The organism is Rhodococcus sp. IEGM 1351 (genome assembly GCF_030056875.1).
In the GTDB taxonomy this organism is placed as follows: domain Bacteria; phylum Actinomycetota; class Actinomycetes; order Mycobacteriales; family Mycobacteriaceae; genus Rhodococcus_F; species Rhodococcus_F opacus.
The window spans coordinates 33,553-47,882 of record NZ_JASHKU010000021.1; the positions used below are offsets into that span (position 1 = coordinate 33,553).

Here is a 14,330-nt window from a genome sequence, read left to right on the forward strand (position 1 = left end):
ATGGGGCGTGGAAACGTCGGTCGAGCGCGAGGACGGCAGAAGGACGCGGCCGCTCAGCGTCCGCCGCGTCGCAGGGTCACGCGATAGGTGTAGTGCTCGGGCAGGAAGTAGCTGACCGCCAACTCGACGGTCCGCCCTTCCGAATCGGAATAGAGGCGGTCCACCCGCAGCATCGAATGGCCTTCGGGGCAGCCGAGTTCGCGGGCCACGTCCGCGGGGGCGGGTGCGACCGTGATCGATTGCGCCGCCTCGATGATGGGGCTGCGCAGGTGCGGCTCCAGCAGACCGATGATCGTGTACGCACTGACGGCGCCCTCGGACATCTCGGGTGCGTCGACGACGAGCCGGGCGATCTCGTCGGGAAGGTACACGGTGGTCAGCACGAACGGGGTGTCGTCGTGGCGTCGCCGGAACACGACCGTGTGGACGAGGTCGGTGTCGAGGCGGAGCCTGCTCGCGGCCTCGATGTCGACCCGGCGGCGCAGCGGGGAGACCACCTCCATGGTGGTGTCGGTGGACAGATTCATCAGATCCTCGATCGACCCCAGCTGACGCAGGTATCGGCCGTCGGACTCGGCTGCGAACGTCCCGCGGCCCGGGACCCGGTAGACGATGCCCTCGGCTACCAGGTCCTGGAATGCGCGTCGCACGGTCTGCCGGCTCACGCCGTGCTGTTCCGCGAGCTCGAATTCGGTAGGGAGCTTGAGGCCGCCGCGGTACTTGCCCGCGGCTATGTGTTCACGGAGCTGCTTCGACACCAGCTGGTACGCCGGCTCCGTCTCTCGTTCTCGTTCCCTACCGTTCATCGCGCACCGATCCTACGTGCAGGTTGCCGGACTACAGACCGCCCCGCGACACGAGTTGCGAGACGATGACGTTGCGCTGGATCTCGTTGGTGCCCTCGCCGACGATCATCAGTGGGGCGTCCCGGAAGTACCGCTCGACGTCGTACTCGGTGGAATAGCCGTAGCCGCCGTGGATGCGCACCGCGTTGAGGGCGATGTCCATCGCGACTTCGGACGCGTACAGCTTGGCCATGCCGGCCTCCATGTCGCACCGATCACCGCTGTCGTACTGCTCGGCCGCATGCCAGGTCAGCTGCCGTGCCGCCGTCAGCTTGGTTGCCATGTCGGCCAGGTAGTTGCCGATCGACTGGTGCTTCCAGATCGGCTTGCCGAAGCTCTCCCGCTGCTGCGCGTAGGCGAGGGAGTCCTCGAGCGCCGCCGTGGCCACGCCCAGCGCCCGGCAGGCCACCTGGATGCGTCCGGTCTCGAGGCCCTTCATCATCTGCGCGAACCCCTTGCCCGGGGTGCCGCCGAGGATCGCCGTGGCGGGGGTGCGGTAACCGTCGAACGACAGCTCGCACGTCTCGACGCCCTTGTAGCCGAGCTTCGGTAGATCCCGCGACACCGTCAGACCGGGACCGTGTTCGACCAGGACGATCGAGATGCCCTTGTGCTTGGGGGTCGCGCTCGGATCGGTCTTGCAGAGCAGCGCGATCAGGCCGGATCGGCGGGCGTTGGAGATCCACGTCTTCGAACCGGTGATCACCAGATCGTCGCCGTCGGTCTTGGCGTTGGTGGACATGGCCTGCAGATCCGAACCGCCGCCGGGCTCGGTCAGCGCCATGGTGGCCCGGATCTCGCCGGTTGCCATCTTCGGCAGGTACTGCTGCTTCTGCTCCTCGGTGCCGTACAGCGACAGCAGCTTCGCGACGACGGTGTGCCCGCCCATGGCTCCGGCCAGGCTCATCCACCCGCGGGCCAGTTCCTGGGTCACCTGCGCGTAACAGGGCATCGACACCGGAGATCCGCCGTACTCCTCCGGGACCGCCAGACCGTAGATCCCGATCTGCTTCATCTGCTCGATCCACTTCTCGGGGTACTCGTTGGCGTGTTCCACCGCCTGCACCGTCGGCTTCACGTCGCGGTCGATGAAGGCGCGCACCGTCTCGACCAGGTACGCCTCTTCCTCGTTCAGCTTGCCCATCACTCCACCTCGCACTCGCACAACATTTGTACGGCCATACTCCGATAATGTCTGCCTAAAGTCAACGATCGGTCTTGACATGAGGGCTGCGCCGCTGCCAGCATCAGCAGCGCAGCCCTACCGGGCTGGCCGTACATATCCAGCCCGAACCGGGCTCCCGGACCCTAGGAATGAAGCATCGTGCAGAACCTCACCCGCAGGCGCGCCGTTCTGGTGGCCCCCGGATCCGACGAACGCAAGGCCGTCAAGGCGCTCGGGTCGACCGCCGACGAGGTGGTCCTCGACCTCGAGGACGCCGTCGCACCGGCCAGGAAGGCCGACGCCCGCGACCTCGTGCGCCGTCTCGTGCGCGAGTCCGACGGCTCCCGGGCCGTCTCGGTCCGCATCAACGCGCTCACCACACCGTGGGCCGAGGACGACCTGGCCCTGTGTGCGTCCCTCGGCGCCGCGCTCACGAGCATCGTGGTTCCCAAGGCGGAGACCGCGCAGGATCTGGCGCACGCCGATCAGGCTCTCGCCGGCACCGACATCGGGTTGCAGGCTCTCGTCGAAACTCCGGTCGGGGTGCAGAACATCGGCGACATCACCCGGTCCGTCGCCCGGCTCGAGTCCGTCATCATCGGCTACGCCGATCTCGGGGCGGCCCTCGGCCGTTCCCGCTCCGCCCTCCCCGAGCACTGGCTCGCGATCCAGGACGGCGTCCTCGTCGCCGCCCGCGCCGCCGGCATCCAGGCGATCGACGGCCCATTCCTCGGAATCGCCGACGACGACGCGTTCCGCCACTCGGCAGCATGGACCAGCGCACTCGGATTCGACGGGAAATGGGTCATCCATCCCGTCCAGGTCGATTCGGCCGCTTCGGCGTTCACCCCCACCGACACCGCAGTCGAGGACGCGCGTCGCGTGATCGACGCACTCGCCGCCGCCGAGGCCGCGGGCAGCGGGGCCGCGCAACTCGACGGGCAGATGCTCGACGAGGCCGTCGCGGTGGCCGCACGTCGGGTCCTCGCCCAGGTAGGTGCACAGTGACGATCACGCAGACCTACGTCGGTGGACCGTACTTCGACGAACTCGAGGTGGGGCAGGTGTTCGACACCGCCCCCGCCGTCACCCTGACCAGCGGCCTCGCCGCCGCCCATCAAGCCATCCTCGGCGACCGCCTGCGGCTGCCCCTCGACGCGCACCTGTCCCGGACCGTCACCGGATCTGCCGAGGCCGTGGCGAATCCCGGTCTCGTCTGCGACGTCGCCATCGGGCAGTCCACGCTCGCCACGCACCACGTGAAGGCCAACCTGTTCTACCGCGGCCTCCGCTTCCACCACTTCCCCCACATCGGCGACACCCTGTACACCCGCACCGAAGTGGTGGGCCTACGCGAAAATTCGGCGAAGCCGGGACGCAAGCCCACCGGGCTGGCGGCACTCCGGATGACGTCCACCGACCAGGACGGCCGCACCGTCCTCGACTTCTACCGCTGCGCGATGCTCCCGTTGAGCGAGAACCCCGACGACGACCGCGTCCGCAAGTCCGACGACCTGTCCGCGATCGGTCCGCAGACCGAGCAGGCCCTCGCCGCCCCCGAGGGCTGGGACCTCGCCCGCTACCGCGACACGGTTCCCGGACAGCACTTCTCGACCGACCTCGCCGGCTCGGTCCTGCGGAGCAGCGGCGACGTGGTGTCGAGCGCCCCCGAACTGGCGCGCCTCACCCTCAACATCGCGGCCACCCATCACGACGAACGGGTCGGTGCGGACGGACGGCTCGTCTACGGCGGGCACACCATCGGCATCGCGCTCGGGCAGGCCACGCGCGCGCTGCCCAACCTCGTCACGGTCCTGGGCTGGAAGTCCTGCGACCACACCGGTCCCGTCCACGAGGGCGACACCCTCACCAGCGAACTCGAGATCGAGAGCGCCGAGGCGTTGCCCGGCGGTGGCGGCGTAGTGCATCTGCGTTCACTCGTGTTCGCGCACAACGCCGCAGCGTCCGACGTTCCCGTCCTCGACTGGCGTTTCACCGCCCTCATGGCCTGACCTCCACCATCAAGGAGCTTCTCTCGTGACTGCCCACACTCCCCTTGCCGGACTTCGGATCGTCGAGGTCTCCAGCTTCATCGCGTCCCCCCTGTGCGGGCTGACGCTGTCTCAGCTGGGGGCCGAGGTGATCCGGGTCGACCCCGTCGGCGGCTCCGCCTGCTACAAGCGCTGGCCGGTCACGAGTGACGGCGAGAGCATCTACTGGACCGGACTCAACCGCGGGAAGCGGTCCGTGGCCGTCGACATGCGCAGCCCCGAGGGGCAGGAACTCGTGCAGCAACTGGTCACGGCCCCCGGTGCGGGTGGCGGAATCCTCGTCACCAACGCCGGTGGCCGTGACTGGCTCACCCACGACACGCTCAGAGCCCTGCGCTCCGACGTCATCACCCTCGAAGTTCTCGGTGGCACCGACGGTTCCCCCGCCGTCGACTACACCGTCAATGCGGGACTCGGCTTCCCGTCCATCACCGGTCCCACCGATCATGCCGGCGTCGTCAACCACGTCCTGCCCGCGTGGGACGTGATGTGTGGGCTGTACGCCGCGCTGGCCGTTGCCGCCGCCGTCCGGCACCGCGACGCCACCGGGGAGGGCACCCACATCCGCCTGCCGCTCGAGGACGTCGCGCTCGCCACCGCCGGCACGCTCGGTTACCTCACCGAAGTCCAGATCAACGGCACCGGCAGGCCGGCGACCGGAAACTCGGTCTACGGCACGTACGGAACGGATTTCACCACCAGCGACGGCGAACGGTTCATGATCGTCGCCCTCACCCCGCGTCACTTCCGTGACCTGGTCGCCGTCACCGGAACCACGGCCGCCGTGGAAGCACTCGCCACCGCACTCGACGTGGACTTCGCGCGCGAAACCGATCGCTTCACCCACCGCGACGTCCTCACGGCCCTGTTCGCCCGCTGGTTCCGCGAGCACACCGCAACCGAAGTGGCCGAGGCACTCTCGAAGACGTCCGTGCTCGCCGAGCGCTACCGCACCTTCGAGGAAGTGGTGAAGTCCGGGGAACTCGAGAAGAACCCGATGTTCACTCCCCTCGACCAGCCGCGCATCGGCACCTACCTCGCGTCCGGGCATCCCGCGTCGTTCGACGGCCACCACGCCACCGTCGCACCCGCCTCCGCAGTCGGCGACGACACCGGCAGCGTGCTCCGCGACCTCCTCGGCAGCTCCGACTCCGACATCGCCAAACTCCTCGACAGCGGCATCGTCGGGGGGAAGTAAGCGTCGGGCAGACCGAGGCGTCTGCCCCGGTCTGCTGCGATCTCGGCTACACGGCGGCGGTGGTGGCCGCCGCCGGATGGGGTGCCGATTGGGTGTGGAGGTAAACGAACAGCTGGCGTAGCCCGAACGACCAGTCCGGCAAGGTCGCGGTGGCGCCGACCTCGTTGATCAGTGAACCGAGATGTTGGCTGCTGATGGTGACGACGTCGCCGGCCTTGTGCGTGAAGCCTTGCCCTGGCAGGTCGCGATCAACGGTCGGAGCGAAAAGGGTTCCGGTGTAGAGAGCGAAACCGTCGGGGTACTGGTGGTGATCACCGGTGGTGGCCGAGACCAGTTCCTCGAACGGGCGGCTGATCCGGGCGAGGCTGTTCGTGCCCTCCATCGTGAATCCGTCCGTGCCGTTGACGCGAAGCCGAATCTCTTCCGACCGCACGGTCTCGAGAGTGAACTGCTCATCGAAGAGCCTGACGAACGGCCCGAGCGCACTCGAGGCGTTGTTGTCCTTCGCCTTCCCGAGAAGCAATGCGCTGCGGCCTTCGACGTCCCGCAGGTTCACGTCGTTTCCGAGTGTGGCTCCGACGATGCTGCCGACCGAGTTCACGATCAGGACCAGCTCGGGCTCCGGGTTGTTCCATGACGAGAACGAGGGGATGCCGATCTTCGAACCCAAACCCACCGACGACAGCACCGGCGCCTTCGTGAACACCTCTGGATCGGGTCCGATCCCCACCTCGAGGTACTGCGACCACAGTCCCTCCTCGAGGAGGATGCGCTTGGTCGCGGCCGCCTCGGGCGATCCCGGCCGCAGCGTGGAGATGCTGCCCCCGATCGCCTGCCCGATCAGCGCCCGGACCTCCGCCGCGCGGTCCGGATTGCCCGCAGCCCGTTCCTCGATGACCCGCTCGATCATGCTCTCGACGAACGTGACGCCGCACGCCTTGACCACCTGCAGGTCGACCGGAGCGAGGAGACGGGCTCGGCTCGGATCCCGCGCGAGGGACGCATCTATCAGGTCGGCGAGGTGCCAGCGCGGAGTGGTTGTCGCGTCGTCGACATCGCTGACGACGGTGGGTGATTCGAGTAGTTCGGAGACGGTCGCAGCGATCGTGGTCAGGTCGAAGACGCTCCCGTCGCGGATCGCGACCACCCGAGGCCCGCCCGTCTCGATGTCCCACACCCTTCCGATCAACCGGGCCTGGTCGACGTCCCGCGGCAACACCTGGTCGAGAGTCATCGCTGGATCCCCTTCCGCTCCGGACGGCGCCACTCGCCGTCGACCCGCTGTGCAATTCCCCATGGGTTTCCGTCCTGCAACGGTTCGGGCAGCCGCGCCGAGGGGAACGACTGGTACGCGACCGGACGGAGGAACCGACCGACCGCCGCGGTGCCCACGGACGTGGTCGTCGAGGTGGTTGCCGGATACGGCCCACCGTGGTGCTGTGCGTAGCTGACCGTCACACCGGTGGGCCAGCCGTTCCACAGCACCCGGCCACTGATGTCGGCGAGGACGGCGGCCAGTTCGCTGACATCGTCGTCATCATCGGCCTGCAGTGTCGTGGTGAGCTGGCCTTCCAGAAGCCGAGCGAGCCCTACGAGTTCAGCCGTGTCACCGTATTCGACTACGAGGCTTGCGGGACCGAACATCTCCTGCCGCACCAGTTCCGGGTTCGCCCGAACGTGCGCTGCGGTCGTACCGAGTACGGTCGGGGCGGGCGGCGTCGCACAGTTCCCGTCGACGACCGCGTCGACGCCGGGCTCGCCCCTGACCGCGGTCACCGCCGCGCGGTATCCGTCGTGGAGGCGATCGTTGAGAAGCCGGGTCGGCTCGAAACCCTCGAGGGCACGGGACAGGACCGACGCGACGGCACCGATGTCGCCGGCCGGCACGAACAACAGACCTGGCTTGGTGCAGAACTGCCCCATGCCGAGAGTGAAGGACTGCGCGTAGCCGGTAAGGATGTCGTCGCGGCGGCTCCTCCACGCGCTCTCCGTGACGAAAACCGCGTTGACTCCGCCGAGTTCGCCATAGAAGGGAATGGGTTCCGGACGCGCCGAAGCCCGGTCGAAGAGTGCGCGGCCGCCGGTGGTGGAACCGGTGAATCCGATGGCCTTGACCAGCGGGTGATCCACGAGAGCCTCGGCTGCGGGACGCCCCGTCACGAGTGCGAAGATTCCGCTGGGTGCTCCTGCGGTCTCGAGGGCGGTGACCACGACCTCAGCTGTGCGCGCGGCCAGATCGAGGTGCCCGTCGTGCGCCTTATGGACGACGGCGCATCCGGCGGCCAGCGCCGAGGCGCTGTCACCACCCATGACGCTGAACGCGAAGGGGAAATTCGATGCTCCGAAAACACCGACGACGCCCAGCGGCACATTGACGCGGCGGATGTCGGGACGCGGGCCCACCCCCCATGTGTCGTCGGCGTGGTCGATGGTGGCGTCGAGGTGCTCGCCGCGCCGGATCTCGTCGGCGAACAGGCGGAGCTGGAAAGTGGTGCGCCGCAGTTCGCCCTGAAGCCGAACAGTTCCGAGATGGGTTTCGCCGACAGCGATGTCGATCAAGGCCGGCGCATCGCTCTCCAGGCCGTCCGCGACGGCCTCGAGCCAACTCGCGCGGGTGTCCGGCGTGACGGTTCGTGCCTTCTCGAAGGCTGCGTGGGCCGCTTCTACCGTCCGATCCAGATTCTCGATACTCGTGGTCACGACGCCACTTCCACTTCGGTCGCGGTGGTTGCTGCGCGGCCGTTCACCTCGTGCCAGCCGGCACCGTCGGGGAACACCCAGTGGTCCTTCGATGCCGTGAGCATCTCTGCACCGATTCCCGGCAGCGTGGGTGCGGCGTAGCGGCCACCTACGATTCGGACGGGTTCGGCGAAGTGCTCGTGCAGGTGATCGACGTACTCGATCATGCGTCCCTCCTGTGAACCGCTGACGGCCGCGTAGTCGAAGAACGAGAAGTGCTGGACGAGTTCGCACAGCCCGACACCACCGGCGTGCGGGCAGACCGGTACCCCGTAGCGCGCGGCCAGCAGCATCGTCGCGATGTTCTCGTTGACCCCCGCGACCCGCGTGGAGTCGAGTTGGAGGACGTCGATCGCCTGGGCCTGTAGCAGCTGTTTGAATACGATGCGGTTCGCGACGGCCTCTCCCGTGGCGACGCGCGTCGGCGAAACACCCTTGCGGATGTCGGCGTGGCCGAGGATGTCGTCGGTGCTGGTCGGTTCCTCGATCCAGTACGGTTCGAACGGTGCGAGCCGGTTGACCCATTCGATGGCCTCGGCGACCTCCCATCGCTGGTTGGCGTCGATCGCGATCGGCAGATCGCCGACGGCCTCACGTGCGAGGGCGAGGCGACGAAGATCGTCCTCGACACTCCCGCCGACCTTGAGCTTGATCATGGAGAAGCCTTCCGCGGCCGCCTCCCTGCTGAGCCGCACGAGCTTCTCGTCGCTGTAACCCAACCACCCGGGCGACGTCGTGTAGGCGGGGTATCCGTCGGCCTGCAACGCGGCGATACGGTCGTCCTTGCCTGCGCTTGCGCGCTGGAGGATGTCGAGTGCCTGCGCGGGATCGAGTGCGTTTCGGATGTGTGTGAAGTCCACGACGTCGACGATCTCCTCCGGGGCCATCGTGCTGAGCAGCAGCCAGAGCGGCTTGCCTTCGCGTCGAGCGCGAATGTCCCACAGCGCGTTGATCAATGCTCCGCAGGCCATCTGACTGACGCCCTTCTCCGGGCCGAGCCACCGCAGCTGCGAGTCGTGAACCAAACTCTTGGATGCGGCGCCGAGATCGAAGATCAGTGCCTCGACGTTCCGGCCGATCAGCAACTGCGCATAGGTGTCGATGGCGTGGGTGATGACGTCGTTACCGCGACCGCAGGTAAAGACGAAGCCGTGCCCCTCCTCGCCGTCGTCCGTGCGGATCGTGACGTAAGCGGCGGAGTAGTCGGGGTCGACGTTGACGGCATCCGAGCCGTCGAGTTCGAGCGACGTCGGGAACCGGACGTCCGCGGTGGTGATGGAAGCGATGCGAGACATGGGCACTCACCTTCAAGGATCGTATAGGAATTTCCGTAATCATATAGGGCGCGCGCCGGGCGTCAACCCCCATTGCACTGCTGGTCGACATGCAGCGGGTTCGCGGCGTATACAGTCGGCAGGTCGATATGCCCGTGACCTGCACAGCACTGTCGCGGCCCAGAGGAGCAGAGAGAGGTAGCCATGCCCCGGCGAAACGCGCCCGATGCTCCGAAGGCCACACCGAAAGTGGCGGCGGGCGAGGTCTATTCAGCCCTCCGAGACTCCATCGTGGCCAGCGAGATACCGCCGGGCACCCGAATGAACATCGACGCCATCGCGCGCGATCTCGGGGTCTCACAGACGCCGGTGCGTGAGGCATTGCAGCGACTCGAGGGCGACAACCTGGTGGTCTACAGCCCGGGCCGCGGGTACAGCACCACTCCGTTACTCGAATTGCCTGAACTCCGATCGCTCTTCGAGTTCCGCCTACTCGTAGAGCCGTGGGCCGCACGATCAGCGGCAGTAGATCGCCTCGCGAACCCCAGCGACCGCCTCGATCGAGAGTTGGACGCCTTCGAGCGCCGGGTCGACCTGGGCGGAGATCTACGCCAGGACCTCGTCGCCCACGACACCCTCTTCCACGACACCGTCCTCGGCGCCGCCGGCAATCGCGTGGTCCAGCAGGCGTTCGTCCAGACGCATTGCCACCTGCACATCTTCCGGCTCTACCCCGCAGATGTCGACGGAACGGTCACCGTCACCGAACATCGCCGAGTATGGGAAGCAATCCGCAACTGCGAACCGGAAGCGGCCGAGCAGGCCATGGCCAACCACATCCGGAACTCCTTCACGAGATTCGCGCAGGCCTTCGACGGCACACTCCCGGCCCTCGACCCGGCGGCGACGAAGCCGTCGTCCGCGACGCGCATCGTCCGTTAGACGCCACTCCCCGAAGGACCCGTTGCCCGCGGGTCCAGCTTGGACGGGCGTCACCTCCACCCTTGACAGTGATGGCGATCACCTGATTCCATGCTCCCTATACGATCACGACGGTTCCTATACGATTCCGCTCCAATCGACACCTTCCACGCCTCGGCACTCGATATCCGAGGCCACAATGGTCAGGTCAGGGAGACCCACATGAGTACTGCAGTAGGAAGTGCATCCGATGTGACAGCGCCACGGACCATGACGCGAATGCGCTGGGCCGTCATCTGGCTCGCCTTCGTCGGACTCAGCATCAACTATCTCGACCGCTCGAGCCTGAGCGTTGCTCTGCCATTCATGGGCGAGGACTTCCACCTCACCGGCACCCAACAAGGCTTGATCTTCGCGGCCTTCTTCTGGGCCTACGACGTGTGCCAACTCGCCGCAGGGTGGTACGTCGACAAGGTCGGGCCACGACGGTCGTTCACCATCGCCGCCCTGTGGTGGTCGGTCTGCACCATGGCCACCTCACTGGCACGCGGATTCGGCTCACTGTTCGCGGTCCGCTTCCTGCTCGGTGTGGGCGAGAGCCCGGCCCCGAGCACGTCCGCCAAGGTCGTCGCCACCTGGTTCCCGAAAAGCGAGCGTGCATTCGCGACGAGCATCTGGGATTCCGGCTCTCGCGTCGGCGCCGTGATCGCGCTGCCGATCGTCACGCTCGTCATCTCGATCACCACCTGGCACGGCGTGTTCATCATCATCGGCGCACTCGGTGTCGTCTGGGCCTTCGCCTGGTGGAAGATCTACCGCAGCCCGCAGGAGCACCCCCGGGTCGACGCCGCCGAACTCGCATACATCGAGGACGGCGGTGCCCGCACCGCCGGCAACGACGATGCCGCAGCCGCGAAGCTGCCGTGGCGGTCCCTCTTCCGCTACCGCACGATCCTGAGCATGATGTTCGGCTTCTTCTGCCTGAACAGCGCAATCTACTTCTTCATTACCTTCTTCCCCAGCTACCTCGTCAGCGAACGCGGATTCGACCTCCTCAAACTCGGCATGTTCGGCGCCCTGCCGGGTGTGTGCGCCGTCGCGTGTGGCTGGCTCGGCGGTCTGGCCGCCGATCGGGCAGTACTCCGGGGGCACTCGATCACCCGTGTCCGCAAGACCCAGATCGCCGGAGGGCTGACCGGCGGCTCCGTCATCATGTTCGCAGCGGTCGTCCCCGAAGCCTGGATGGCGTTGGCACTCTTGTCACTTGCCTACTCGAGCCTGACCATCGCTGCGACCGGAATCTGGTCCCTTCCTGCGGACGTCGCACCGAGCTCGAACCACGTCGGGTCCATCGGGGGAATCCAGAACTTCGCCTCGAACCTCGCCGGTATCTTCACCCCAGTCGTCATCGGAGTTCTCGTCGACCGGACCGGATCCTACATCGCCCCGCTCGCCGTCATCGGAGCGGTCGCACTCCTCGGCGCCGCGAACTATCTGTTCATCATGGGCAAAGTGGAACCGCTGAAAGTCGAAGACACCATCACATCTCGGCACTGACCGTCGGTTCGATCGAGACACTCGTGCAGACGACCTGAAACAACAATGTCCCCCGGCACCGAAAGGTCCGGGGGACATGACGTTTACCGGTCTGACCTTGGCCGCCGACGCGCCGCTTCGGCTGACAGCTCGCCCAATGTCACACCAGTGCAGTCAGACTGAACCAGTGTGGCATTGGGCGAGACGAACACAGACAAGGCCAGCTCAGTGCGCCATGGAATCGGTCGCTACCACACTTTCGAGGAAGTCGTGAAACCCCGCGCTCGTTCGAACGTACCGGTCGGGGCTTGCCGTCGGCCCGCGTCCGTACGGCCTTGCTCCGACCTCTACGAGCGTCCTTCACTTCTCGTGACACCTGCCGCGGCCGGCGGGCCTGCCGCGGTCGTGGCCCGGTGCGATCCGGACGAGCGCCGTGGGATCAGGGTGGGCATCGCGCGCCGGATCGGATCGTCGACGGGGATGGTGGTGGCGAGCATCAGATCGAGCGCGGTGGCGGCGATCTGGTCGAACGGGGTGCGCACCGAGGTGAGGGGGACCGGAAGACGTTGCGACAGTGGGATGTCGTTGTAGCCGACCAGGGCGACGTCGTCGCCGACGGTCAGCGAGCATCGGTGCGCGGCGGCCACGACTCCGAGCGCGAGGTTGTCGTTGGCGGCGAAGACGGCGGTCGGACGGGACGCTGAGCGGAAGAGCCGGTTCCCGGCCTCCTCGCCGTCCTCGATGCCGAACGTCGTTTCGACGATCCACTCGGGCACTTCCGCGATTCCCGCTTCCCGGAGCGCCTTTCGTGCCCCGGCCAGACGCCCCACTGCGGTCGACGTGAACAGCGGGCCCGACAGGACGGCGATGTCGGTGTGCCCGAGATCGATCAGATGGCGGGTGGCGAGATAGCCGCCCGCCTCGTCGTCGCCGACCGAGGACGGACTGATCCCGTCGGTCCTGAGCACCAGCGCGTGGGGCACGCCGCGCTCCCGGAGCTCGCGCGGCAAGGGGTCGTCGCGCCGGCTCGAGGCGACGATCAGGCCGTCCACGTTCCGGGCGAGCAGAGTCCTCGCCGCATCGGACTCGTCGGCAGGATTGTCCCCCGTCGTCGCGACGACCGTGAAGTAGCCGAGGCGGGTCGCGGCGCGGCTGATCGCCTCGTACATCAAGGCCATGACGGTGTCGCTCAATCGTGGCACGAGGACACCGATCGTCGCGGTCTGCCCGCGGCGCAGGCTCGACGCGAAGGTGTTGCGCCGGTAGCCCAGCTGATCGGCCACCGCCCGCACTCGTTCGGCGGTCGCGGAGCGGGACGGCGGCACGCGATCGTCGAGCACCCGGCTGACGGTCGAGGTGCTCACACCCGCCGCGTCCGCCACTTCACGCAGCGTCACGACGTGCTTACCGTCCCGCGCCCGCTGGGGCGCGCTCCCATTGGCTTCCATGGTCTTCCTCTCTACCGCCTCGGCCCGGCCCTCCGCGCGTGAGGTAAGGCCTGATCACATCCGATTCGGAACGTGACCCTTGACACAGACACGATCGTATCGCACGATGAAATCGTTCACGGGAACGTTCCCGGGAACGTTTGCACAACGTCTCCTTCGATGGAAAAGAGCGATCATGAGCACACTCGACCTCCGCGGCCTCACCCCGGCGCCGGTGACACCCTTCACCCGTGACGGCGCCGTCGACTACGACGCCATCCAGCGCCTCGGCTCGTGGCTCGGCAGCGTCGACGGCGTCAAGGGCCTGGTCGTACTCGGCCACGCCGGCGAGGGCACCTTCCTCACCCAGGACGAGCAGGTTCGCGTCATCGCCGCTTTCAAGGACTCCGTCGACGGCCGGCTGCCGATCATCGCCGGCATCACCGGCGAAGGCACCGCCGTCTCCGTGGAGGAGGCTCGCCGCGCGGTCGACGCGGGCGCCTCGGCCGGCCTGGTGTACCCCTCCCACGGATGGCTGCGGTTCGGTTACCAGGACGGCGCCCCGCAGGATCGGTACAAGGCGATCCACGAAGGGTCCGGGCTGCCGCTGATCCTGTTCCAGTACCCCGACGCCACCAAGGCCACGTACAACCTGGACACCCAGCTCGAGATCGCCGCCCAGCCCGGTGTGTTCGCCACCAAGAACGGTGTGCGGAACATGCGCCGCTGGGACCGTGAGATCCCGGTCCTGCGCCGTGAGAACCCCGACCTGCAGATCCTGAGCTGCCACGACGAGTACCTTCTGCACACCATCTTCGACGTCGACGGCCTGCTGGTCGGCTACGGCGGACTCGCACCCGAGCCGCTGGTCGAACTCATTGCGGCAGGCAAGGCCAAGGACTACCCCGCGGCCCGAGCGATCCACGACCGCCTCCTGCCGGTGACGGCGAACGTCTACCACCGCGGCTCGCACATGGAAGGCACCGTCGCCCTCAAGGAAGGCCTCGTCGCCCGCGGAATCCTCGAACACGCCACCGTGCGCTCACCGTTGCTGCCACTGGCCGAGGGTGCCGGTGCCGAAATCGCCGCTGCGCTGCAGTCGGCCGAGCTGACCTCGGTCGTCGCCCACGCCTGACCCCGCTCGACCCGTCACCTCGGATTCACCGAATCCGCC

At 67.3% G+C, this 14,330-nt stretch carries 12 protein-coding genes; 6 read left to right on the forward strand and 6 right to left on the reverse strand.

Annotated features, from left to right (window positions below):
* Positions 1-53: 53 nt before the first annotated feature.
* Together QM806_RS29975 and QM806_RS29980 are read right to left on the reverse strand one after the other, a co-directional pair.
* Positions 54-806, reverse strand: coding sequence for a GntR family transcriptional regulator (locus tag QM806_RS29975; protein WP_005250759.1), 753 nt, complete (start codon positions 804-806; stop codon positions 54-56).
* A 31-nt stretch (positions 807-837) separates the two neighbouring features.
* Positions 838-1,989 (reverse strand): acyl-CoA dehydrogenase family protein, encoded by a 1,152-nt coding sequence (locus tag QM806_RS29980; RefSeq protein WP_005565798.1) that lies wholly within the window; start codon positions 1,987-1,989, stop codon positions 838-840.
* Between the two features lie 180 nt (positions 1,990-2,169).
* On the opposite strand from QM806_RS29980, the gene QM806_RS29985 reads away from it, so the two are divergent.
* From QM806_RS29985 to QM806_RS29995, 3 genes are read left to right on the forward strand one after another with little or no spacing between them, the layout of a single operon-like run.
* The gene (locus QM806_RS29985) at positions 2,170-3,018 is read left to right on the forward strand and encodes an HpcH/HpaI aldolase/citrate lyase family protein (RefSeq protein WP_182624357.1); all 849 of its coding nucleotides are present in this window, start codon (positions 2,170-2,172) and stop codon (positions 3,016-3,018) included.
* Positions 3,015-4,022: a MaoC family dehydratase gene (locus tag QM806_RS29990; protein WP_283293806.1), complete on the forward strand. Its 1,008-nt coding sequence runs from the start codon at positions 3,015-3,017 to the stop codon at positions 4,020-4,022. The genes QM806_RS29985 and QM806_RS29990 overlap by 4 nt, the downstream gene beginning before the upstream one ends.
* A gap of 25 nt (positions 4,023-4,047) precedes the next feature.
* Positions 4,048-5,259, forward strand: coding sequence for a CoA transferase (locus QM806_RS29995; RefSeq protein WP_283293807.1), 1,212 nt, complete (start codon positions 4,048-4,050; stop codon positions 5,257-5,259).
* Positions 5,260-5,305: 46 nt separating this feature from the next.
* Here the strand turns inward: QM806_RS29995 and QM806_RS30000 are convergent, their stop codons facing one another.
* Genes QM806_RS30000 through QM806_RS30010 form a run of 3 tightly spaced genes read right to left on the reverse strand, consistent with a single transcriptional unit; the run spans position 5,306 to position 9,293 of the window.
* Entirely contained in the window at positions 5,306-6,493 is a 1,188-nt protein-coding gene (locus QM806_RS30000; RefSeq protein ID WP_182624355.1) for a fumarylacetoacetate hydrolase family protein, read from the reverse strand.
* A complete protein-coding gene (locus QM806_RS30005; RefSeq protein ID WP_182624354.1) occupies positions 6,490-7,959 on the reverse strand; it encodes an aldehyde dehydrogenase (NADP(+)) in 1,470 nt (489 codons plus the stop codon). Before QM806_RS30005 ends, QM806_RS30000 begins: the two co-directional genes overlap by 4 nt.
* Positions 7,956-9,293 (reverse strand): enolase C-terminal domain-like protein, encoded by a 1,338-nt coding sequence (locus tag QM806_RS30010; RefSeq protein ID WP_210460965.1) that lies wholly within the window; start codon positions 9,291-9,293, stop codon positions 7,956-7,958. The genes QM806_RS30005 and QM806_RS30010 overlap by 4 nt, the downstream gene beginning before the upstream one ends.
* A gap of 183 nt (positions 9,294-9,476) precedes the next feature.
* Between QM806_RS30010 and QM806_RS30015 the strand changes: the two genes are divergently transcribed.
* Together QM806_RS30015 and QM806_RS30020 are read left to right on the forward strand one after the other, a co-directional pair.
* On the forward strand, positions 9,477-10,214 hold the full coding sequence (locus QM806_RS30015) for a GntR family transcriptional regulator (protein WP_182624352.1): 738 nt from the start codon (positions 9,477-9,479) through the stop codon (positions 10,212-10,214).
* Positions 10,215-10,415: 201 nt separating this feature from the next.
* Positions 10,416-11,750: an MFS transporter gene (locus tag QM806_RS30020; RefSeq protein ID WP_210460964.1), complete on the forward strand. Its 1,335-nt coding sequence runs from the start codon at positions 10,416-10,418 to the stop codon at positions 11,748-11,750.
* 326 nt (positions 11,751-12,076) lie between these two features.
* On the opposite strand, the gene QM806_RS30025 is transcribed toward QM806_RS30020, so the two are convergent.
* A complete protein-coding gene (locus QM806_RS30025) occupies positions 12,077-13,177 on the reverse strand; it encodes a LacI family DNA-binding transcriptional regulator (RefSeq protein ID WP_210460963.1) in 1,101 nt (366 codons plus the stop codon).
* Positions 13,178-13,352: 175 nt separating this feature from the next.
* Between QM806_RS30025 and QM806_RS30030 the strand changes: the two genes are divergently transcribed.
* Positions 13,353-14,291, forward strand: a complete 939-nt coding sequence (locus QM806_RS30030) for a dihydrodipicolinate synthase family protein (protein WP_005565809.1) — start codon at positions 13,353-13,355, stop codon at positions 14,289-14,291.
* Positions 14,292-14,330 lie beyond the last annotated feature (39 nt).

Coding starts and splice junctions, on each gene's coding strand:
- QM806_RS30015 (WP_182624352.1), top strand. CDS start 9,477: ATGCCCCGGCGAAACGCGCCCGATGCTCCGAAGGCCACACCGAAAGTG.
- QM806_RS29975 (WP_005250759.1), bottom strand. CDS start 806: ATGAACGGTAGGGAACGAGAACGAGAGACGGAGCCGGCGTACCAGCTG.
- QM806_RS30020 (WP_210460964.1), top strand. CDS start 10,416: ATGAGTACTGCAGTAGGAAGTGCATCCGATGTGACAGCGCCACGGACC.
- QM806_RS30000 (WP_182624355.1), bottom strand. CDS start 6,493: ATGACTCTCGACCAGGTGTTGCCGCGGGACGTCGACCAGGCCCGGTTG.
- QM806_RS30010 (WP_210460965.1), bottom strand. CDS start 9,293: ATGTCTCGCATCGCTTCCATCACCACCGCGGACGTCCGGTTCCCGACG.
- QM806_RS30025 (WP_210460963.1), bottom strand. CDS start 13,177: ATGGAAGCCAATGGGAGCGCGCCCCAGCGGGCGCGGGACGGTAAGCAC.
- QM806_RS29980 (WP_005565798.1), bottom strand. CDS start 1,989: ATGGGCAAGCTGAACGAGGAAGAGGCGTACCTGGTCGAGACGGTGCGC.
- QM806_RS30030 (WP_005565809.1), top strand. CDS start 13,353: ATGAGCACACTCGACCTCCGCGGCCTCACCCCGGCGCCGGTGACACCC.